The sequence below is a fragment of the Xanthomonas chitinilytica genome (assembly GCF_026107455.2).
Lineage (GTDB): Bacteria > Pseudomonadota > Gammaproteobacteria > Xanthomonadales > Xanthomonadaceae > Stenotrophomonas > Stenotrophomonas chitinilytica.
In genome coordinates this window covers 219,558-241,996 of sequence record NZ_JAPCHY010000005.1, presented here as the reverse complement: position 1 = coordinate 241,996, position 22,439 = coordinate 219,558, and the positions used below count along the sequence as shown (strand labels likewise).

The window sequence follows — 22,439 nt, the reverse complement described above, 5'->3', positions numbered from 1 at the left end:
CCTCCACTCAGGGGCCGCGCGGCTTCGGCGCCGCAGTGGCAACAGCCGTCATCTCGAGCTTGAAAACCCAGCCCTCGTCGATGGCGCGCTGGATGACATGCCGGATGTAGGTGGACTCTGTCATGTTGCTGGCGTTGGCCAAGGGCTCAAGCTTCTCGGCCTGGGCGCCACTGATGCGCGTTCCCACAACGCGCGCCTTCTTGATCGGTTCTTTGTCCGGCATGATCTTGCCGGTGTTTTCGCCCTGCTTCCGCATGCTGTGGTGCTCATGGTTGTGATGTAACCACGAGTAGCAGAATGTTGGCGTTCGTCAACGTTGGGCGGAGGTGTCGCAACGCGTCAGTAGCGCCGCCCTATCCTCATGGACGGCGAGCTTCACGGCACCCCAGACATCGTGTCGATGGTGTTACCCCGATCTGGCAACGCAGGCGGCATGGATAGAGTGCGCGCAGCGGGCGGGCGGTGCCATAGGGGACGAATGGCGGCCTATGTAAGGGTTTTCCTATTCAGAAGTTTAGGTGCTTCCCGCAATGTCCTACCACCAGCTTCCGCTCGTCTGCTAGCCATTCGAAGTGAATGCGAAGCGTCTCGGCTTTGCTGTCCTTTACGCCATGCTTGAGGTGCTTCTCCATGACGATGTCCCGCCCTCGGTAGGCAAACGTACGGAGGCGCTTCCCTTCCTTGCTGAGAGTTTCCGCCTCGTTGGCCGCAAACGCGTTATGTCCGAAAGCCGCCTTTGCCTGCTGATCGCCCTTCCCTTCCGACAAGGCCTGCCAGTAGCCCGTGGCCAAGGCATTCAGTAACTCAAAGGCCTTCTGGCCGAGACGAAAACCGCCCCGATCAGACTCCTTGGCTGATGCAAGGCAGGTATCCAGGAAGACAAGGCGGTCCGGATACAGCACCGCCATCAACTCCACAACCTCATACAGCGAAGGGGTGGCACATATCGCGCTTACGACCTTCTCACGCAGCGGCCCAAGAACTTCCAGAACATCCTCGTCACCATCATCAGGCTGCATGCCGCCCAACATCTGCTTCAAACCGTAGATGTTGGCCCTGAGATCACGGTTCTCCTCGTCCCGCTCCTCAATATCGGCGCGCGCCTGGACCAGTTCAGCTTCCTTGCCCCTTAGCTCATCGTCAGCCGCCTTGAGGAGTTCGACGTACTCGGAAATGGCTTCCGCGTCCCCGCTCGCGTTGGCTTGCGCAAGCAACGCAGCCATCTTTCCTTGAAGAATGGCCTGCCCTACCTTGTCCAGCGAGATCCTTCTCCATGACGCTGGAAGATTCGTCCGATGGGTGATCGCCGCAAGGACCTCGGACTCCACGCTACTGCCGGCCTCAATGAGGCCCTCGAGCGCTTCTGGCCTTAGCAGCACGGTTTCGCAGAAGCGGTCCGCCCGCCCTTGGCGCATGGGGAAAATGATGTTTACTGCACCACCGAACGCACTGTACTTTCGTCCGACCTGTGACTCGATGGCATAGGTGTCAGCACCTGCAGGTATTACAACAACATCGGCAAGGCCCACTAGAACTGACCGAAGACGGCCTGGATCTACGAGGCAGCTCCCATTGCGCGAGCAGCTCAAGAGCACCAGCGGAGCTCGATCCTCGCGCTCAATTTGGTAGAGGAATGCCTTGGCGCTGTCTTCGTCCAAGCTCTTGAGCGAAAGACCAGGCGTCGAGCTCACTGGTTTACAGCTCTCAAGAATTAGCTCAACGATTCGTGGCCGCGTGACTTGAATGGGTGCCGTGACCCTGGCGCTTATTTCGTCTGTTTTTAGCAGAACCGTACACTCAATTGGGCTGCCGGACGATTCCTGTCGCAACCCAACTTCTGTGGTCCAGCTTCGGCCAGATACCACACTGTCTCGGTGCTTGAGTTCCGAACTAAACAAGTACGGGTAGACGACACCCGATTGGAGGCTCGCCGTAGCTCTCGATGTCAGCGTACTTCCATCCTTGATCCGGAGCTCGCGTATGCCCTCGGCCAAGCGATCATTGTCGATATACCCCTGGCTTCGCTGGCTGATCCATTTAGCCAGCTGCCGAATGATCGCCATAGGCCCATCCTCGGGCTCCAACATCAACCTACTGGCATAGATCAGCATCTCCCCCCCCCCGTCAGCATGTCACGCCAACCTTATCCGAAGGGTTTCAGGGCCTTCAAGGGCACCAGCGCAGCCCGGAACCGTTACGAGTCGACAGCAGCTGGCACGCCTTCCTCGTGGTGCAACGACAGCACCGCGATCGCCTGCTCCACCGAGAGCTGGAAGAACTCCCGCTTGTGGCTCAGCCTCGTCGGCCCGAAGGCGACATGCATGGCCTGCTCCACGGCTTCCCGGTCTGGCGTTCGGCAGGCGTACTCCACCTGAAAGCCCTACCGAGCTTGTGCGGTTCGCCCTCCCCTCCCCTGAACACGCCGGAGTTGATCACCCAGCTCGGGAAAGGGACCTCTGCGGGGATTTTCATGTATTCGATGTCCATCACATCACCAACCCGCGAGGCGCGTTGATTTCATTCTGGGGGCGGAAGCGCTTTTTGTGCGGCAGGCCCGCTTTTGCCTTCTCGGCGTGCTCCCGAACCTTCGCTGCCTCAGGACTTTCAGTCAGCATCTTGACTAATGTGTGTGTTTTCTTCACCCATACCTTCTTGGTGTCATCTCCGCACCAACCCCACTCCACAACCAACTTCCTGTCCGTCTCCTTGAGCCTGTTCAGTGCTTTTTCCAGCTCCTGCACAAAATGCCGCCGCTCTTTGACCCTCGTCCCACACATGCGTCGTAGCTCATCGACCTCAAAAATATGCTTCGTTGGCTTCTTGTCGGGACGGCTGCTTTGGCTGGAAATAAACCCATGCAACCAGATCGCTAGGTAGTAGCGACCAAGTTCACCCACCCTATTCACATCGTTCCTTAGCACTTCACGATCCACCAATTCGGTATCGATATTATTGCCGAGACGGATGATCAGCTGCTTTGTTCTTTGATTCTTTCTGAATGGTCCAAGCAGGCTGTCAACCCAGGAAATACCGTTTGATTGGATTTCAATAGCTGTGCCCTTCAGGTCAAGCATCAACGACCAAAGGAGCTTTTTCTGAGCCTTGTCCTCAGGGTTCTTCCCCATATACCGCAGGATTTCTGCCGCGCTGGCGCAGAACGGCTGCCCTCCTAAGGCGTTGTTTCTTTCCGCGATAAACATGATGGCTTGCCACGCCCTGAAATGCTCCATATTCAAGTGCGGCCCGCGGTAAACAATAACTGCGTTCACTCCTCTCTTGGCGGTATTGAGAACGACATTTGTTTTGTACTCACCCCGTTGCGCCACAGAGAACAGATCACTGCGCGCAATGGATAGGGGAAGACGCGCCAGAGCTGGACTTGGAGCTTCAGGCGTTTCCACTTCGGCTGGTGTCAATGTTTGCGCTTCGGCATCCGTCTTACCGCTCATAGGAGTCCCTCTTGACCCCAACCACACGCTCACTCACCGAGACGGTGCGTTCAATCTCCCAACCCTCCCTGGTTGAATGATCCAGTACCGCTCGCATGTAGGCACTGACCCTCACACCGCTTTTCTTGGCCGCCGCCACCAGGCGCTTCTCCTGGGACTTGGTGAGGCGTACCACGCGATTGACTGTCAACTTTTCGCCGTCAAGAAGCGGGGCTGTGTTGGCAAGCAAACTCATGCATATCGTCCGTAGATGTTGTCGACTGCATGCAAGCAGAAAAATGAAAGCCGTCAAGACCACCCACCCTGGTCAGATACGTCGTTCTCGGCATAGGGGGTTATCACCGCGCCATAGGGGGTTATCACCGCGCGCGTAGGGGGTTATCACCGCGGCAGGAGGCGTCGGCGTAGGGGGTTATCACCGCGCGCATAGGGGGTTATCACCGCGCCCAACCAGATAGCATATACCACCGTATCTTACTGTTTTCGCTGAACTTTTCGCCAGATATTGAAGCTGCCCGCGCGCATGCAAGGTTTTAAGGTTTTTAAAGCTCTAAAGGTTCAAAGGGCGCGCTGCCGCGCGCGTCGATCTTTGATCGGGAGGAAGCGCAACAGCAAAAGCGACAGCAACAGCGCCGAGGGGCTGCGCCCCTGCCGGCCTCGTTCTGTGGGTGGATATCACCGCATCCATGGGAAACCTTCCCCATCCCTACGCTCCCTTCGGGAGCGGACCACTGGCCGGTGGCCAGGACCATGGCCGCCTGCCGGCGGCCCGCCTTCGGCCTTGACCCCAGATCGCTCTCAACAGCCCGTCAGCGCCCGCCCAGGAGTCAACCTGCCCCTACCCACCCCGGCGCGGAGCAGCGGCGCGCCAGCGCCGCCAGGGCCCTTGCTCTTCCCCAGTTGTCCGGCCGCCGCCAGGCGGCCCACCCGTGCCGGCACCCTAGTTCATGACGATCGCGCGCCGCCCCTTGCCGCTCCCCAACATGCGCGGCCGCGTGGGAAGCGCGGGCGCCCGGACCGTCGGCTCAAGAACTTCGGCCAGTTCTGGCAGCGGCACCATCCACTTGCCCCCGACCTTTCGCGCCCCGGGCAGACGCCCCTCCCGCATCCAGGCACGGATGGTCTGTGCGCTCAGCCCCAGCACTATGGCCGCCTGTTCCACGCCCAAGGCGACATGTCCGGGATACTGAGTCAACAGCAGCTGGAGCATGCGAGCGGACATCATGTGGACTCAGCGTTCAGGAGACCTAACCAGTGCTCCACCGCCGGTGTTCGGCCCAGATCACCACCCGCTACCGGCCACAGTTTTCACTCCCAGATCTGCCAAGTCACCGACGACGAACGCGACACTGAACCTTGCACGGGTCACCGCCACGTAGAGCCGTTCCGGCGCTTTCAGTTTCGTCGGATCTCGCTTCTTGAGGTACTCGACCATGGGTTGGGTCGGGAAAATCATGACCCTGTCGAACGTACTTCCCTTGGAAACGCCGATGTTCATCGCGGCCAGTCCAAGAGTGTCGGCTCTCTTGCTGTCCCTCAGCACGGTCACACCACGGTACTCGTCCAAGTATTCGGCCACCCGCGTGGGCGCCAAGTAGAATATGCCGTCGTGTCCCGTCTCGCCGACATCCGACGATCTCGTCCTGGGCATGTTCGGGTAGATGGCGTCCGCAAAGTCGCAGATCGCCTGATTGCATCGGTAGCTGACATCCCGCGTCTGCAGCTCACAGGTACCAGCCCGCTCCGCAAACCAGTCCTTGATCCCCGGTCCGCGATACTTCTTGTTTCTCGGGCCGTTATTAGTTGACAGCGTGTGCTGCCTTGGGTCACCGACCAGCGTCAGCCTGACCCTCGATGCCAGCAACATATCCAGCACATCGAGATCGTAGCCAACTAGATCCTGGACTTCGTCAACAAGGATGTGCGTATATATGTTCTCGAGCCTGCGAACTACTGCGCCGTTCGTGTCGCCGTTGAGTGTGACGACGAAGTCCGAGACGCCGTCGCGGTACAGATCGTTGTTGCCGTCCAGGAAGTACCGGCTCTCCGATTTCCTTGCAAACCTGCTTCTGCTCCCCTTGAAGTTCAACCCATTGATCAGCAGGGGCTCACCGACCCTTGCCCGCTGGTAGGGCTTGACGCAGTGCGCTATCAGGAACGAGTACCACCCGACGACGGAGATGTGCGGCGGCATGATGCCGGCCTTCTGCTCGATGCGCCGGACTATCTGCCGCTGGTTCTCGTTGGTGTAGGTCGTGATCAGTACTCGGCCGTCGGTCACCGCCAGCGCCGAATCGACGATGTATTCCGTCTTACGCGAACCGGCGGCGGCCAAGATCGCCGTGCTACTAGGCGCCGATGACATCGGCCAGGTACTCCGGCATCTTGATTACGGTGTCAGACTCGAAGATCGCCAGGGCAGCGCCGGTCTTGTCTGCGATCATCGCCGCCACAGCCTCTTCCTTTGAGGCATAGGACTTCCCGAGTGCCGCGTTCAAGGTGGTCAGTTCGTTGGCCGCCACGATCTGGGGCTCCAATGTCCGCTGTTCCGGATCGTTTCCGGTGTGCACCGACACGAAATCGTATCCAGCGTACTCGGCGAAACGCTCCTTGATCTGGTCGGATGTCTTGCCATCGTTGTCGGTCACCGCCCAGACCCGGCGCTTGAGCCTGACCGCAACGTCAAGAAAGCGCTTGTGCGACAGGCCGACGCTGATAACGTCGATCCCGTCGTCTATCGGCAGTTTACCCTTGGCATCCAGATAGCCGCGCTGCACGATCAGCTCGTCGGATGGCCCCTCAACCAAGATCGCACCCTTTGCGAGCACCAGCCTGAGCGTATCGAACCCGGCCAATTTTTTGAAATACTCGACCGTGGCGTCGGGCACATCGGTGAGGCGTGTATGCGCTCCGTCCTCCCCAAGCAGGATCATGTTTTTCAATCCCAACTTGTTCAACACGAAGTTGCTGTGCGTGGCGACGATCACCTGCTTTCCTTCGCACTGGGCCTCGATGCGCTTCATCAGCGCCCGCAGGTGAGCGAACGAAAGGTGTGCTTCCGGCTCCTCGATCAGCACGACCTGCGCGCTATCGGCCTTCCTGCCCACCGCCAGAACCGTCTTTAGCGCGCTCTGCTCTCCCTTGCTGACGAACTGAAACGGAAGATCGTCGAGGTGGGCGACCAGCCCGCTCTCCCAGGTGTAGCGCTGGGATATGTCAATAGCCAGACTCAGCGCCCGCTGCGTCAGCGATTCGCTGTCACCTTTCAGCTTCTCGTTGATCGCCTTCACCGCCTCCTGATCGCTGAAAGCTTCGCGCAGGCACCGGTACTGTCGCGACAGCTCGACCCGCTCCTTGGGGTCCAAGTGCGTCCGGATGATCTGCTGCATGTGATAGTCGACGCCGGACTGGAGTCGAACGGACGCCGGATCGACGACAGAAGCCGTCGCTGGAACGCTCCGTGCAGTCACGGCGTTACCAGAGAAACCAAGCCAGTCCACCCGATAGTATTCGATGGGGACGAGCCTGATGCTGTCTGGGTCGGTGACAAAATTGGCGTATTCTTCCGCGAACTCAGGCGAAAGCTTGGCTTGGATACGTACCCCGCACGCATCCTCGCCTAGCAGGTTGTTTGTTCCACGCAGTATCTCAGCCTCGCCGCCATCTTCCAGGTACACCTCGACGATGACGGTCGGCGGGGCTGCCTTTGGATTGGACTGAAGCGCCTGGACGTACTCCTTCGTGGCATTCAGGTTGACGTAGTAAGGCGACAGTTCCTGAGCGAACGCCCTGCCGCCGACTCTCCCAGTCAACGCAAGGTTGATCGCTTCTATCAGCGTGGATTTCCCGCTGTCGTTGCTGCCGACGAGGACGTTAGTGCCCGGCAGCATCTCGACGTCGAGATTGCGGAACTTGCGGTAGTTCCGGATGACGACCTTACGAATCACGACTCCCCCCATCCGATCTGCGAGATCCTAGCTACTCCTCCGCGCCGCCATCCACTTCCATGCCGGCGTAAGATCGACCCAGTCGAACTCGTCTCCTAGGCTACCGTCATCATTGACGATGCGCAGGCGCGTGTCTTCCCGAGTGACGAACAGCACCTTGCCGTAGATCTTGGGCGTGCGCTGCGCCTTGCGGCTAGCGTCCTTGGTGCTTTCCTTTGTCTCCACCATCCGGACCTCCGGCGACTCCCCCAAGGGGTACTGCAGGCAGACGATGAAGTCTGGGTAGAAATAGTTCCTGTGCTCACTGCGCACGACCCGGACGGACCATGGCTTGCGCGACGGGTTGCGGTGCCACCAGACGACGTGGTCATCGCGCTCCATCGACTGGATGAACTCCCGTTCCTCCTGGTTGACGCCCGCCGACCCATCGATCCCGAAAACCGAGATCGTCCCGCCTGAGTGGGCCAAGGTCTCCTTGAGCATGGTCGTCTGGCCTTCGATGTCCAGGCTGTCACGGGCACTCGTAGTCGTGCCATCCAGCGGCGGGACAACGCCGTAGAGGTTCTTCTGCGCCTGATCGAGCGCCTTGCTCAACGGGTAAAGCAGGAACTGGGGCAGCGGCGATGCACTACCGATGGTCGCAAACTCCGCAATGGCATCCTGGACCATCTCACCGATCCGTTGGGCGTCTCGGCGGACCACCCAGCAGGCAGCGTCTCGCGCCAATCGATCCAGCTGCTTGTCGTCCAGTACGGATGAACTTGAATCAGAAGGAGGCACTGCTACATCCTCCCTCAGCCGCCCAGCCAGCGTCCCGATGATGATCTTGACGTCGGCGTCTTCCACCTGCGGGATCTTCTTCAGGAGGGCAGCCGCATCCCGCGCCAACGAGCCCCGGTCCGTGATGACCGTGACTTCTTCCGTTCGGACGTTGTCCTCGTCCTTGGTTAGTTCGGTGTGGATCTCCTTGTCGCGCAGCAGGTTGTAGGCGGCGCGTACTGCGAAAGCGACCTTGTCCTCGGTCAATGGCAGGTTCATGGCTACATGTGCCGACACCTTGGCCATGTCGGCCATCGCCGGCCTACTCTCCTGCTGGAACACCGTGGGCGCTCCTGGCAGCTTCAAGTTGAGCCTGTAAGCCTTGAGCCCCTGCTCCTTGAGCCGTTCCAGGATTTCGTTCTCGTCCGCAGGAACGCCAGCCGGCTTGGGTGTGGTATCCACCACCCAGTCCGTCTCCATGATCGTGGTGCCCGTGTCGGCACTCGTGTCCTTCCCGAACAGGCCAGGTTGATCGGTACCGGTACTCGGCAGCGCCTCGTCTTCTTCTTCGTCCGGTTCCTCAATGGTTCTGGTCGGCGGCGGCTTTGTTCCGTCGTAGAACGCCGGCAGCTGGGGCGAGGTCTTGTTGGTGATGACCGTCGCGCCGCTCTTGGTCTGCTTGACGATCATCTGTTCGGTCTGGCCTTCCAGCTGGCTCTTGACCGCACCGACCGTGTTCACTGCCGACTGGAAGCCCGCCTGGGCCTCTCCATCGGCCAAGTAGATGAAAGCCGTATCCAGAGAGTCGGGGATTTCCTGTGGCTTGGGGAAGGCGTCCCGCACCTGGGGTGCCACACGCATGACGCGCCCGATGAACTGCATGGCGAAGTCCGCGTCGTTGACCAGCTTCGTCGATGCCAGAACGAACGCCCGCGGAGCATCGAATCCCGTGCCCGCCGACTGCTTGAAGATCAGGACTTCTTTGCTGTGGTCATTGGCAATGGCCGCCATCAGAACCGGATCGGGCTCGTCGGACGAATGAACGCCAATGGCCCCCATGGGCACCCGACACAGGCGGATCAGATCCTCCCGGGCTTCGTCCACGGTCTTGTCGCCGTTGGCGACCTGGACCAGCAGGAGCGGCGTCAGGTCGATCCCCTCTGCCTTGAGGATCTTCTTCAACCACAGGTGCTTCTTCCAGGCCTGCCGCAGTACGGTCCGTTTGAGGTCGGCAACGGTGGAGATGGACCGCTGTAGGTCGTACTTCACCGCCTCGATGTACTTCTTGTTCAAGCGGGCTTCGACCGCCTGGGCCCGACTCACGACGAACGACGTGCGAGCTTGCTTGCCGGACTGGGCCAAGAACTGGTCCAGGACCGCGTCCTTAGGCGTGGCCGACGCCATCACCATGTAGTCGGGATTGACCCACAGCGCGAACGCGCCAAACTCCGTTCCGGTCTTCAGGCCAATGTGGGCCTCGTCCACGACCAAGCCGATTTTGAGCTTGCGGGCACGCGCCAGCTCAACGAACTCGTTCAGCGCCCGCTGATCGTCGTCCGCTCCACTGGAGTAGCCCGTCTTGCGATCCTTGGCACTAGCCACGCCCGCCGCCGTGGACAGCAGGACCATGCCCTTGCTGGGCTCCTGGTTGCGCCCGCGGGAAAGCATGACGGGGAACAGCTGCCCGTCCGCATTGCCCAGGATGGCGTCCTCAGTCTGCTGGACCAGGTTCACATAGGGCACGAACCATAGCCACACGGTGTCCTGAGCCGCCGACACCTTGGACAGGGCCCGCACCAGCATGAAGGTCTTTCCTGAGCCGGTGGGGGAGCGCAGCAAGACGGGGGGCGATGGATGGCTTAGCAGGGCGGTCGACAGGTTGTTGATGATGTCCTTCTGGAAGCCAATGGGTTCATGACTGGACGTCTGCGCAGCGACGAAGTCCATGTTCATGCGCGACCTCCGACCTGGCCACTCAGAAGTGCCTCAACAAGGCTATAGCAGCTAGCATCGATGCCGTGCGCGTCCAGCGCCTCCTGCAACGCAATCGGCCTATCGCAATACACGGATAGACGTTGCACGCCATGCGCCCTGGGCCACGCGGCCAACTCCTCCACGGCAGCTGCTGTGACCTCGGCACACAGAAGAATGTCGTAGTCATCGGCTCTGGCAATGTGCTGAACGAGTCCTTCGTTGAACTCCCACACTGCGTGAGCCAGTCGCAGGCTCAGTAGCGCCGCGGCATTGCTTGCCTTGGCCTCGAACGGAAGGTCCGCTGCTGCCAGCTTGTTGAGCGTCAGATAGGCGAACTCCCCACCTTGCTCCACGGTGAACCCAGCACTTCCGTTGTAGCCAGTGATGACTCGACGCATGCGAGCAGCGCACACGTCGCGGCAAACGTTCTTGTTCGGCTCTTTGTCGGTTGCCTCCGTGCTTGAGCACAGAATGTAGCGCCGCTGCCCTCCATCTTCGGCATTCAGTTGAAGTAGCGCATGCGCAGTAGTCCCGGAGCCAGCAAAAAAATCCAGCACCGTATCGTCCGGGCGCGTCGCCTGTTCCAGCAACCCCTTCAGCAGGCTCAACGGCTTCGGATAGGGGAAGGCCTTACCGCCGAGGACCGACTTCACTTCCTCTGTAGCGACGCCACCACGGGTGCTACGCATAGTTATGACAGCCTCGATGTACTCGTCATCATCGGCAACCTCCTCATTGATGCCCGCGATCCAACTACTCAATGGCGCCAGGCGCTCTTCCTCAGGGCGCGCGGTCCAGTGCTCCTTGCGTGAGGGACGCCCCGCGGCAATCGGCTTTCCGATCCAGAAGTCCAGGTCTGGAAGCTCTTCTCGCAGTAGCGGCGTCTTCTTCTTGGGTAGGGCAGGCCCCCTCCCTTCCTGGATAGCTGCCAGCAGATCATCCCGGGTGTCGAACTGCATGACATCCTCAGGATTGCACGGGGGGAAGTAGATCAGCTTCTTCTCGATGAGCTGCTCGATGGTGTCACTGCGCAGTCCATCAAGGGCCGCGGCAACTGCTTCCTCGTCGTTGTCGAGCCGCCTCCGGATCTCCTTCTCCGAAGCAAAACGCCAAGTGCTATCCGGATCACAGGGATACCAGTAGCCCGTATCAGGGTTTTGAATCGGGTAGTACGTATTCGGACGCTCGAGGAACGTCTTATTCGCCGTAAGCGGCTGAGGCGACCATTCTCCGCGCTCGTCATCGTCTGGATTGCGGAACTTCTTCCTGTCCGTAGGCCGGCCATTGAATGCGAACCCTGGATTGGCATAGACCAGCACATGTTCGTGGACATGACTGAACCGTTGAGACAGGTCGTTGCCGGTATCTTTCGTCCGCCAAACCAGACTTCCAAGCCTCCGCCCAGGGAAGACCTCATCCATCAGCAGCTCAAGCCGGGATCGATTTTCGTCATTGATTGACACCAGAATGACGCCGTCGGGTGCCAGAAGCTCCCGCGCAAGCAACAGGCGTCGATACAGGAACTCCAACCACTGGGAGTGCCGCCACCGGTCAGCCTTTCCGACGTAGCGATCGTTGTAGACCCAGTCCTTATTGCCGGTGTTGTATGGCGGATCGATGTAGATCACCCGGACGCGGCCCGCGTGTGTAGCTTTCAGCAGGCGCAGTGCATCGAAGTTGTCACCCTCGATGATCAGGTTGCGGTGTACGAACTTCTCGCCCGCATTCGTTGGCTTGTGGCTGAGCTCTGGTACGAGCCGAGGCAGAACGATGTCGGCGTTCAACGCTTCATCGTGCTCGATGGCGTTGCGCTCCCAAGTCAGACCCAGCTTGCGCTTAGTGAGGTGCTCCACAAGCAGTCGCCGCAGTTCGGGAGCGCCTAGCTGGCCAAGACGGGCAAGAAGGTCTGTCGGCTTTTCGGGTTGGGTCATGAGTTCGATCTGGCTACTTCAGGGCACCTTGGGCGGGGCGCAGGTTCGTTCGTGATTGTCACACAGGGCCATCGCTCGGTTCCACGCCCTCTGCCCTACCTGCCCAGAGTGATGTCCAAGCTCCGCGATGAAGCCAGCAGCGTTGCGCACGGCGCCTTTCTGAAAGCACTGGCCAAGGATCCGGCAATGCCAGCGCGAGCCAACCAGCTGGCAAGCAAGATGGAATTTACCTGCCTTATTGCGTCACCCGGAGAGTTTTTCATTCTCGGGGACTGCGGACCATTTGCGATGTTCACCGATGGGAGACCGCGCCTCGTGACATCCTCATTCACAGATGGGGCCGAGATCGAGAAGGTGTTTTTGCCGGTATCGCCATCCCGCTGCATTGTCGGTTCGGTGCCCCATCCTCGCCTCTCCCTGGCGTCATGGACATCAACAGGTTCAGTGCTTCGCTGTCCTTGGAGTTCTTCGTCAGCGACCGTGACACAGACCAGGTCCTGGACTCCCTTCGATCGTCCATTGGCTCGCTCGTCCCCATTGATACCGAAGACGACATCATTCAGTCGATGAGCCGGCGCTTGAAATAATCCCCCTCTTGCGCCCCGTCGGCCCTCTGCTAGCCTGGCCCCGTCGGATTAGGAATGTGCTAATTCTCGCCGACAGAGGCGGCGGCTCCTGAGCATGGGCCCGCCGCTTCTTTTTTGTGCGAACCGCCTCGTGCTGAGTAACCCTGCGTGATTCGACAGATCCGAACCTTTCCATACCTTGGAGAGAGGTACATCCGGAACTGTCGCCCATGCTCATTACGTCTACGCGCGATCAGCGCGGCATCACTCTCATCGAGATCATCCTGGTCTGCGCCATCGTTGCCGCGGCCACTGCAGGATTGTTTGTGTTCGCCAAGAAGACCTCCGTCACGGCTGCGGTGGAAAAGGAACAACGCCAGGTCGAGGACATCGTCAAGACGGTCGACTCGATGTTCGCGCTTCAACCGAACTTCGCGGCTCTGGGCACCAACGGTGCCGAGTACCTGAGCACCCGCGGCGCGGCGCGCGCTGGCCTGAACCTGGGCAAGGATGCCGGCGGCACCGCCACCCTCACGACGGCCCTGGGCTCCGGCGAGCTCAACCTAGCGGCGTGGAGCGTGGATACCGGGACCGGGCCTGCTGTGCCCAACAGCGGCTATCGCCTGGCCTACCAAGGCCTGACTGCCAACGAGTGCTCCCGCCTTGTGACGGCCACCTACTCAATCGCCCACCAGGTGAGTGTCGCCCGCAATGGCCTGGACGACTCAGGGGCAACCGCCTTGGCCTCCCGGGGCAAGCTGACAGCCAGCCCCGAGCAGATTGCTGAAACCTGTTCTGGCTCTCGTGCGCCTAGTGTGTTCCTGTACTTCGCGCCGGCTCGTGCTATTGCTGCCACCACAGCCGCAACGCCGGTGCCAGCCCCCCGCTGCAAACCGGTTCACGAGACTCAGCAAGTCGCATGTCCAGCTGGGCAGATCGGCTCAATCACGCAGGAACGCGACGGCACCTGCACGGGCCCTGGCAACGCGTTGGTCTACACCGCCTGGACGACCACCGACAACACTTGCGCCGCAGCGGTCTCCCCACCTCCCACTGTCACGCCGCCTGTCGTGGCCGACAGCTGCTCGACTGAAACGTTCACTCGGGTGGAGGCCTGCCCAGCCGGCCAGACGGGGCACATCATTCAACAGCGCACACTGGACAGTTGTGCGGGGACGTACACCCCGTGGACGACAACCTCCACCACCTGTCAATCACCCGTTCCAGGCGCCACCTGCACGCCTACCACAGAGGAGCGACAGCTATCCTGCCCGCCAGGTCAGACCAGCCCGTCTCTACCCCCGATCATCCAGGTTCGCTCATCGTCTTGCTCTTCACCAACCGCCACACCTGACTGGACACCTTGGGAAACCATCCGCAACACCTGCCGCGGCACGGCCACGTGCGTGGCGCCGGCCCCGGAATGGCGGCCGGCTCCGTATAAGGGGGCCTGCCCGGCAGGTATGACCGGCACAGGCAGCAACTGGACCACGGGCGAGCGCCGCACGTGGACGTGCCCGAGCCCCACCGGCTCGCCGACCAACACCGGCTGGGTGTGGGATGGCACCTCTGGGGTGTTCGTGGACAATGGCGATTGCGTGGCCAACTGCGTGGTGCCATCGCCAAGCACGCAGACCAACACCGAAACGCGTACAGCAACTCAAACGCTGTCGTGCCCGGCCGGTCAGTCTGGCGCCATCACTCAATCGCGTTCTGAAGTCCGCACGCAAACCCGCACGGCATCGTGCCCGACCGCAACCGGTCCCGTGTCCTGGACGCCTTGGAGTGCGTGGAGTGCATGGGCGGGCGTCAGCGAGTGGGCCACCGTTTCCAACACATGTAATGTGCTGCCGCCTTTACCAGGATGCTACTGCTCCGGCAGCTACTTCGACGGCGTGGGCTTTGTCAATTCGTTTGGCTCCTTCCCGAACCTTGCTGCCTGCGAGACCGCCAGGGCCGGCAATACATCCCGGCAATGCCGAGCCGAGATCACTCCGTTCCCGACCGGCTCGTCTTGCTACCACATGGTGCGAAACAGCTGGCACTCTGAGCCGCGCCGGATGTTCTGCGAGGCGATCTAAGCTAAGCGCCACCGCACCTTTAGATGCGTGGCGAAGCGAAGAAATTAGGGCCCAGACACCGTCCGGGTCGTGCCCTGCCCTCGCTGGTGAATGACACCGTTCGGCGTAGCCAGGTAGCCAGGCCCCCCTTCGTAATCCATAGCGGAGAACTCCCGAACGTTCTGCCCTGCTACACCCCTCAGGCCAACTTGACCGTGGAAGAACTGGCCTTGCAGGGCGACATCGTTTCGATTGGCGTTGAAGCTGCGATTACGGCCGTGACTGTGAATCGTCTCTTCCGTCGCCTGCATTCCCACTGGCACCTTCGACGTGAAGTTGGCGCACGCCACGTGTGAGCGATTAGACCCGATCACTACACCAAAGCGCTGGCCATCCGTTGCAATCACGCCACATGCCTCGAACCCGGTCTGGTCGCTGAACTCCCGCAGCCGGGGGCCGATCCGCGCCGCGAACTCGTCCATGGTTTCGCCAGGCTCGCTCACTGCCTCGAACAGCCGCTGGTACTCCACCACGCCGATGCCCGGGATTCGGATGCGTTGACGATCATCAGCGATCACCTCCTTGCGGCGCTCGAGACCACTGTCCGCGGCCTCCCGGATAAGCTCGCGACATACGATAAACGTAATTGCACAGCCTGCGAAAAAGAGGGCCAAGGAGAGCGCCCAGCGCGCCATCCGATTGGTACGAGGGGTGGTCATGGTGTACTCCGGCTAGAGGCTACGGGCGGCAAAGTTGCCAAGGACAGCACCGACCAGGAGTGCTGTACTGGCGAGGACAAACCAGCGGCGCAAGCGATGGGTGGCGGGACTTGACGACATGGACGGATCCTTGGTGCGAGGCTATACTTACGATTATAGTAAGTTAGGCGCTATAGTCGAGCCCTACCTCGCCTGCAGTAATCCTGGAGTTAGCCATGCCCCCCTCCACCGCCCAGAAGTCCTACGGCCAGCGGCTCCGGAAGGCACGCAAGGCCGCAGGCTGGACCCAGGCCGAACTAGGCCGCTGTCTGGATGTGGACCCGGCCACGGCCGCAGTTCGGATCAGCCGCTACGAGAATGGCCAGCACATGCCCGATGGCCCCACGGCCGACGCGCTGGCCAAGGCCCTGCGCCTTCCTCAAGCATGGTTCCATGCGGAAACCGACACCATCGCTGAGGCGATCCTCTTGCTGTCCAGAATGCCCGAGGGGAGGCAGCTCACCGCCCTTGAGGCCATCAAAGCCGCCATCAACTGATCAGATGTCAGCCCTCGTTGAGCTTGTCTATGATGTCTTGAAAGAGCAGCGCTTGAAGCCCGTCGAGGTCCAGCACCTCGACGGGGCCATCAATAGCCAACGTGTGGCGCCACTCAATCGGCGAGCCCACCTCGCTGGCTAGGATCCGGACGCAGAGCTCGTAGGTTCCAGGCATTGATGGCAGCAGGGCGAGGTCCTGCTCGCAGCGCGCCTCTTCTCCAGGCCGTATCGTCCCCAGCAGGACATGGCCAACTGGCTGTCCACCACGACCCTCGATGTGTACGCGCTCCTGCAGCCGCTCCACCACAGAGCGACCGATATAGGACCTGATCCCCGAGATCTCTGGCTCATCTGGAAGATCGTCGAACCGCATCATCTCGATTATCGCGCCATCGGGGGCCTCAACCCTGACCTCCAACTTCGCGTTGCTCAAGGAGAAGTCGGATCGATTGGCCAAGATCAGGCTGACGCCAACAAAGCGCCCCATCGCGGACCTGTATTCCGCTCCATCCCGGTAGAAGTCGTGATTGTCGTATCGGATCTGATATAGGGGTCCCGGATCTGACTCGTAGTCGGGAATGTCGCCAGGGAAATGATAGAAGACACGATCCAGCTGGCTCGCCAGCGGCCGGCCCTCCTGGTCCAGCAGAAGCAATTCCAGCTTAGGGATAGGCCTCTCGGCATTGGCCGCCCCCATCATGGCCACCTCGCGCAAGCTGGCGATCCCGGTAGCGCTCCCCCTTCGGACGTAGACCGTCTCCTTGGCGAGCTTGCCGTAGGGCTTGGCAAGGTAGAACGGCCGCGGCTGCTTGGGAATGCTCAGCACCGCCACGTGCTTGCCATCGAACAATCGCTCCTCATAGCGGAAGTGAAGCTTTGCTTCCAGCTTCTCGTTGACGAACTGTTGGAGCCTGGAGTCGTCGATGGCACCCTCGGCGGGAAGCCCCACCACCTCTGCGGGGTGCGGCACGTTCTCCTTGAAGCCGAAGAGGATGTAAGCCGTACCATCTCGATGAGCGTTGGACATGGCAAGGATGTCCTTGAGCAGCTCCGACTTGTCGTCATCACCGGCCTTGATGAAGGCCGGCCGTTCGGCCTTGTAATCGAGGTCAGATCCTTCGCCCTTGTAGCGCAGCTGTTCCAGCAGTTCGTCCGTCAGCACCAACTAGCCCCTCTTCCGCCGCCGATCCGTGGATGGTCGTTCGCAACCCAGAAGCCGATCAATCCAAGACGCCTGAGCCCCGCCCAAGTCCTCCAACTGGATGGATTGCTCTACCCACGAAATTGTCAGCTGCGCAGCCTCCTCGCCTGATAGCGGGAAGAATGCTTCACCTGGCTTACTGATGAACCACGATCCGATGAGAGCGCCGCAGTACTCGCAGTGGTTGGCCAGATAGGAAGCGTCAGCCGTGCGGGAGTGCCCCAGTCGCAGCCAGGGCGCATGAACTGCCAACGGGCCAGCAGCCCCCTTGTTTAGGGCCGTAACCTGGGTCAGCAACAAAGCGCCATCGACGGGGATGGACACATCACTTTCATTGTCCCGCTCGTCGTACCCAGCAAGTCCAATGGCACTGACCTTCGTTGTTCGACCGCACTTGTAGCAGGCGTGCCGCCCCGTCAGGACTGCGAAGCGCTTCGCCAGATAGGTCGGCCCGTGCTGCGGCTCGGGCAGCCCGCCTAAGAGATCAGACGCGGACATAGGTCCAAGACTTGAGTCCTAGGCGTTTAGCCCAGGTCTTGGCCGTTGCCTTGTCACCGGCACTGAGTAGACGGGTGCGATCCAAATAGTCGATAAGTTCCCACTTCCCTTCACTGCCCTGTTCCGCAGGCTCATCGAAGCAATAGAACCGCATCACGTCCTGATTCGTGGCCAGAAAGTACTCGGCGGTAATCGCCTTCGGCTTTCCGTCAGCTCCGAGGCCGGTGTTGTACGAAATGGTTGGCTTACGCGGCACAGCCCCCTCCTTGCGGATGTATGACGTTGCTAGCAACGATACCCAGAGCCAGCTGCCGCCACCAGATGTCCGGGCGGGGCGGGGTATGCCAGGTAGAGGCGTCACATCGGGATTTCCCACCCCGGCGGCTTGGGCGGCTCCGGCGCCGTCAGTAACCGAGGCTGTGTCGGCAACATGCCCGGCCGCTTCCTGGGCACCGGCGCAGGGTTTCGCCCTGTCGGGGAAGGCTGGGCCATGGATCCAGGGTCGATCGGGGTGTGCTTATCCCGATCCGGGAAGTGGGAGGTCTCCCAGTCGATCTTGTCCGGCGACACTGTGGTGCCAGCGCCCAACACTACCGTCTGCTTGGCCAGGTCATCGCCGGCCTTCTCGATCCGCGCACGCTGCTGGCGATCGCGCTCGATCTTGCGCCGCTGTCGTTCGGCCAAGCGGGTGAAGAACACCTCCTGGTCGACCATGATCTGCTGGGCCTTCTTCCAGCCGGCGTCGCCGACAGGTGCCGTCGTCGGCTCGGGCTGGGCGGGCTCTGGCGCAGGATGGGCGTACTCCAAGGGCGTGCCGATGTCGTCCAGACTGATCTGGCTGCGTTCTAGAACAGCCAGCCGACGGTACACCGCCCGCTCCCGTAGCGTGGGTAGCCGCGTGGGAGCGTTCCGCAGATCCTTATCGCGCCGGGCCGCCTCGCTTCCGCCGATGTAGAAGCCATCCAACCAAGCCATGAGCTCTCGGCCGTGCTTGTCCAGATGTTTTGGGGACGCACGCGTCAGTACGGCCTTTCGCTCTTCAAGCTGCTTGAGCTCGCGCATGGCCTTGTCGTACTTATTCTTCAACGACGCCTCGATGTAGGGGTCATCGCCTCCGCACATGTCCTTGTAACGTTGGATATCGCCGTCTGGTGCCTTCAAGGCCTCCAGCCGGCCCAACACCACCGCACCCTCTTCCATGCAGCGCTCGTGCCATATGGTCATGGCCTGATCGAACTCGCGACCGGCGCGCTGAACCTCCTGGGCATGATCAAGGCTCTTGATCGTCTCGGCCGCCTTGACCTGCTGCACGCCGCTGGCCAGCGGGTGTTCCTTCTCGCCCAGCGCGGTCGGCAATGGCTGCTGCAAGGTGGCCGCTACCTCCGGCGCGTTCCGCCGCCGGGCCAGCTCCTTGACTGTCTCCTTCTTACCCCACTCATCCAGGGCACCGGCCAGCTTGGCCACCTCTTCGGGAGAGGCAAAAGCGTGGAAGTTGCTCTTGGTGCGCGTCATGGCCACCAGGCCGGCGTTGCGGTCGATCATCCCGCCCCGAGCCAGCCAGTACACGCTCTCCGCACCCAAGCCTTGGGCACTGTGGGCGGTACGCGCGTAGGCGTAGCCGAAGCGCTGGAACTTGGCCGTGTCGACCTCCACCACCCGGCCGTCGTCGTCCATCTTGATCTTCAAGACAAGCCCGCGCTTGCTCGTTGCTCGCTTGAACCCGATGACCGTCCCGATGTCGTTGTTGTTCCACCGGCGCTTGCCGTCCTTGTCCTTGCGGTCGTTCTTCTGAAACCTAATACGCTCGCCCAGGCACACCTCCAGCTGTCGCTCGTACTCGCCCGACCCCAGGGTCAGTGTTTCGACAGCCCGTTCGTGGAGCACGCCATTGGCCTTCAAGCCGCGGCGGACGTAGTGGTCCACGGCCGCGGCGTCCTTGTGCGTGTGTACGACGATCAGTTTGTCCTGGACGCCCCGCTCGTCGGCCAGGTAGGCGTCCGCCAGCGCTTTGACCTGTCGCTTCTCTTGCCGGAGGAAACCTTTGGCCAGCATCTCGTCCACGATGTCCTGACCTGTCTTCTTGTCGTCGTAAAACGACTCGGCCAGCGCCCGCTCCTCGGGGTTCCGCTGCCGCTGGATCTGGGTGATCTCCGCGGCTCCGAACTTCTCGCACAGCTCAGCGAACGGACCGCCCGCCTCAATGGCTTCCAGCTGCTTGGGGTCGCCCACGGCCACCAGCTTGCCACCCGCCTTGTCCACGTGCTCCTGGATCCGGCGGAACGTCTTGGCGCCCACCATGCCTGCTTCGTCCAACACGATGACATCGTCCAGACCCAGTGTGAGCTTCCCGCTGTCCAGGGCATGGAGTAGCTCGGCGCAGTTGTAGCCCTCGATCCCGGCCTCTTTCTTGAGATTGTCGGTGGCCGCCTGGCTGGTGGACGTGCCGATGACTCGTCGCCCCGCCAGCTCGAATGCACGGATGTAGGCACCAGCGCTGGCGGACTTGCCGGTGCCGGCCTGGCCGATGATGCAGGCAAGGCCACCCGTCTCGCATAGCACGTGATACACGCTGGCCTTTTGCTCGTCGGTCAGGTGAACCTCCTTGCCGAAGCGCTCGGACATAGCCGCCTCGTGCATGGTGATCGCCGTCCTGGCAGCCGACCGACTCAGACGCAGCCCCGGATCTTCCACCCGCGCCCTAGCCGCGGGCAACACGCCCACCTCGAGGAACCACTGGTCGCGCGAACACCAACGTGCCTGCTTCCGCTTGGGGTCGTCCTTCAAGCGGATGATCGTGCCGTTAGCCTCCCACTCTGCCAGCAACCGGTCGGCCTCTTCCGGGATGTCCAGGCCCGTGCCCAACGGAAGCTCGCGGGCCAGCTTGGCGATCAGGGCCGAGCGGTTCCAGTGGCTATCGGTGGCATGCAACTCGTCGAACCACTGGCGGGCGCTCTTTTGTTTTTCCAGCTCCGTCGACTCCCGCCCCAGCAGGTCGCCCGCCCGGACGAAGTGGCCGGGCGTGAGCGCCGCCAGCTCTTCCAGACGGCTGCGCGCAGCCACCAGCACCTCGCTGGCGCTCAGGTGCTTGGCGGCCCTGGTCTTCATGGCCGCCTCTCCCCCGGTCAGGGTCTTGCCCTTCTCGGCCGCGGCCTGGATCGCTTCCTTGATCTCAGCGCGCCGAGACGAGAACGCGTCGCAGGTGGACTGCTCAATGCCGGCGATCTTGTTGGCTACCTTGCCCGTGTCGCGCTCGTCTTCGTCCAGGATCCGGGTCCGCTCAATGCCGAAGCCCAGTCGTTGGAACCCTTCGGCCAGCTCGCGGGCGAACACCTCCTGGGCGGCCTCCTGGAGGCTGCCGGTCTGTTGCATGAGGTCACTGAAATCGACCGACCGCCACTCGCCATCAGCGTCCAAGGCGACGTTGGCCACCACAGCGTGGCAATGCCATTGGGGGTCACCGCTTCGGCTATCGATGTGATCCACCGCCCGGATCACCAAGCCGTCGATGGCCACGTGGCGCTTTCCGCCCTTCCCGGCTCGGGTGTTCACGCCCTTGGAGATCAGCCCCAGCGCCTTGTCGCGCGCCAGGTGGAAGGCCTGGGTCATCTGCTCGCGCTGCTCAGGCGTGGCAGCAATGAGCGCCAGCGTGTACTCCTTGCGAGGCGAGAACGTCAGGTCCAGACCCATACAGCGGCCGGCCTCGCCCGCGTTCTGGACCAAGGGCTCCCCCGTGCGGGGGTGGTACCCAGCCAGCAACTTGGCGAAGTCCTCGTCTTGATCGCGCCCTCGATCGTTCAAGCCCAACCGGTCGGCCGCAGTGCTGTCCCACCATTCCGCGTCGGGCAGGATGGGCCTGCCGTTGGCGCTCTCGCCCGCTTGGGCGTAGTACTCACGCGTGGTGCGCAGGTACTCGCGGACGGCGTCGACGCTGCCGCTGGTTTTCAATCGTAGGCGGGTCGACTTCAAGACGGCCATGGGTCAGCCACCTATCAGTGTTCGCTCAGGCCGGCCGTCGTCCGGCGGTGTGGAATGTCGGGCAGTGGCTCGCCGTCCAGCAGGCGCAGGATGGCGTTGATGCCGGCGATCTGTTCACGCCGCAGCTCCAAGATCAGGTCGGTCGCCTCCAAGCCTTTGACCAAGGTGGCTGGGCCATGGGTCGTGACTGGGCTTGGCGCGGCGGGAGTGGCTAGCTTGCTTTCCAGTTCTGCAAGGCGCCGCTCGATCCGGTCCAGCGCGGTGTCGGGACGGTGGGCCGAAAGCTTGGCGGCATGGCGGACGTAGTCGGCCGGTCGCATGCCCGCATGGCGGGCTGCGTCAAGGATGGCTTTTTCGTCTTCGCCGCTGACGCGGAACTGGATCAGGGTGCTCATTGAGACTGGGGCGGGAATGCTCCCATTCCAGTTTGCGGTGGGTTTTGAAAAGCGCAATAGCGGGGGTGTTACGGGGGTAAGTCTTTGATTTTCAAGCCGGCCGCAGGCCACACGAAACACCGGAGGTGCATTCGTGTATTGCTGCTTGTCAGCAATGACCTAGTCATTGGCTTTTGCGGTCGACGGCTTCATCGTCGGCCGTTCCGACGCCAGACAGCCCCATCGTCTGGCGTCGCCGCCAGCCAAGCTGCGCCCCCCTGCCCAGCCAGCCCAGCCTCGCCCCCACTCGTCGTTATCCCGCGACAACACGCTGCGCCCACCTTTCCCATCTGTCCAGCGTTGCCTTCTAGCGCTCCCTGTTCTCAGCCAGCCGCCACAACGACTCATCAGACGCTGGCCTGCTGACTTGCCAAACGCGCCTCCCGCCGC

At 61.5% G+C, this 22,439-nt stretch carries 17 protein-coding genes; 2 read left to right on the top strand and 15 right to left on the bottom strand.

Translation table 11 applies throughout. The features are described 5' to 3' along the window. Positions 1–7 precede the first annotated feature (7 nt). The 10 genes from OK345_RS08665 to OK345_RS08620 all read right to left on the bottom strand — a co-directional run bounded on the left by OK345_RS08665 (position 8) and on the right by OK345_RS08620 (position 12,060). Positions 8–256 carry a hypothetical protein gene (locus OK345_RS08665; RefSeq protein WP_250061083.1) on the bottom strand — a complete coding sequence of 83 codons (249 nt, stop codon included), beginning with the start codon at positions 254–256 and terminating at the stop codon, positions 8–10. 250 nt (positions 257–506) lie between these two features. Then, the gene (locus tag OK345_RS08660; RefSeq protein WP_265127534.1) at positions 507–1,658 is read right to left on the bottom strand and encodes a hypothetical protein; all 1,152 of its coding nucleotides are present in this window, start codon (positions 1,656–1,658) and stop codon (positions 507–509) included. Positions 1,659–2,194: 536 nt separating this feature from the next. Then, positions 2,195–2,323 (bottom strand): GIY-YIG nuclease family protein, encoded by a 129-nt coding sequence (locus OK345_RS08655; protein WP_265127533.1) that lies wholly within the window; start codon positions 2,321–2,323, stop codon positions 2,195–2,197. 163 nt (positions 2,324–2,486) lie between these two features. Beyond that, positions 2,487–3,449, bottom strand: a complete 963-nt coding sequence (locus tag OK345_RS08650) for a hypothetical protein (RefSeq protein WP_265127532.1) — start codon at positions 3,447–3,449, stop codon at positions 2,487–2,489. Then, entirely contained in the window at positions 3,439–3,684 is a 246-nt protein-coding gene (locus OK345_RS08645) for a hypothetical protein (RefSeq protein WP_265127531.1), read from the bottom strand. Before OK345_RS08645 ends, OK345_RS08650 begins: the two co-directional genes overlap by 11 nt. A gap of 705 nt (positions 3,685–4,389) precedes the next feature. After that, positions 4,390–4,659 (bottom strand): helix-turn-helix domain-containing protein, encoded by a 270-nt coding sequence (locus OK345_RS08640; RefSeq protein ID WP_265127530.1) that lies wholly within the window; start codon positions 4,657–4,659, stop codon positions 4,390–4,392. A 72-nt stretch (positions 4,660–4,731) separates the two neighbouring features. Then, positions 4,732–5,814, bottom strand: a complete 1,083-nt coding sequence (locus tag OK345_RS08635) for a UvrD-helicase domain-containing protein (protein ID WP_265127529.1) — start codon at positions 5,812–5,814, stop codon at positions 4,732–4,734. Beyond that, a complete protein-coding gene (locus OK345_RS08630; RefSeq protein WP_265127528.1) occupies positions 5,798–7,396 on the bottom strand; it encodes an ATP-dependent nuclease in 1,599 nt (532 codons plus the stop codon). Before OK345_RS08630 ends, OK345_RS08635 begins: the two co-directional genes overlap by 17 nt. A 27-nt stretch (positions 7,397–7,423) precedes the next feature. After that, entirely contained in the window at positions 7,424–10,108 is a 2,685-nt protein-coding gene (locus OK345_RS08625; protein WP_265127527.1) for a DEAD/DEAH box helicase, read from the bottom strand. Further along, positions 10,105–12,060: a site-specific DNA-methyltransferase gene (locus tag OK345_RS08620; RefSeq protein WP_265127526.1), complete on the bottom strand. Its 1,956-nt coding sequence runs from the start codon at positions 12,058–12,060 to the stop codon at positions 10,105–10,107. Before OK345_RS08620 ends, OK345_RS08625 begins: the two co-directional genes overlap by 4 nt. Before the next feature lie 796 nt (positions 12,061–12,856). On the opposite strand from OK345_RS08620, the gene OK345_RS08615 reads away from it, so the two are divergent. Continuing rightward, complete coding sequence (locus OK345_RS08615; protein WP_265127525.1) at positions 12,857–14,707, top strand: type II secretion system protein; 1,851 nt, start codon at positions 12,857–12,859, stop codon at positions 14,705–14,707. A gap of 44 nt (positions 14,708–14,751) precedes the next feature. Here OK345_RS08615 and OK345_RS08610 read toward each other — a convergent pair whose 3' ends face one another. Continuing rightward, complete coding sequence (locus tag OK345_RS08610; protein ID WP_265127524.1) at positions 14,752–15,405, bottom strand: hypothetical protein; 654 nt, start codon at positions 15,403–15,405, stop codon at positions 14,752–14,754. A 215-nt stretch (positions 15,406–15,620) separates the two neighbouring features. Between OK345_RS08610 and OK345_RS08605 the strand changes: the two genes are divergently transcribed. Beyond that, positions 15,621–15,941 carry a helix-turn-helix domain-containing protein gene (locus OK345_RS08605; protein ID WP_265127523.1) on the top strand — a complete coding sequence of 107 codons (321 nt, stop codon included), beginning with the start codon at positions 15,621–15,623 and terminating at the stop codon, positions 15,939–15,941. Positions 15,942–15,948: 7 nt separating this feature from the next. Here the strand turns inward: OK345_RS08605 and OK345_RS08600 are convergent, their stop codons facing one another. From OK345_RS08600 to OK345_RS08585, 4 genes are all read right to left on the bottom strand, one after another. Next, positions 15,949–17,103, bottom strand: a complete 1,155-nt coding sequence (locus tag OK345_RS08600) for an AlbA family DNA-binding domain-containing protein (protein WP_265127522.1) — start codon at positions 17,101–17,103, stop codon at positions 15,949–15,951. Positions 17,104–17,626: 523 nt separating this feature from the next. Next, positions 17,627–17,896 carry a hypothetical protein gene (locus OK345_RS08595; RefSeq protein ID WP_265127521.1) on the bottom strand — a complete coding sequence of 90 codons (270 nt, stop codon included), beginning with the start codon at positions 17,894–17,896 and terminating at the stop codon, positions 17,627–17,629. 101 nt (positions 17,897–17,997) lie between these two features. Further along, complete coding sequence (gene mobF, locus OK345_RS08590) at positions 17,998–21,615, bottom strand: MobF family relaxase (RefSeq protein ID WP_265127520.1); 3,618 nt, start codon at positions 21,613–21,615, stop codon at positions 17,998–18,000. Between the two features lie 14 nt (positions 21,616–21,629). Continuing rightward, a complete protein-coding gene (locus tag OK345_RS08585) occupies positions 21,630–22,010 on the bottom strand; it encodes a hypothetical protein (RefSeq protein WP_265127519.1) in 381 nt (126 codons plus the stop codon). Positions 22,011–22,439: the final 429 nt, after the last annotated feature.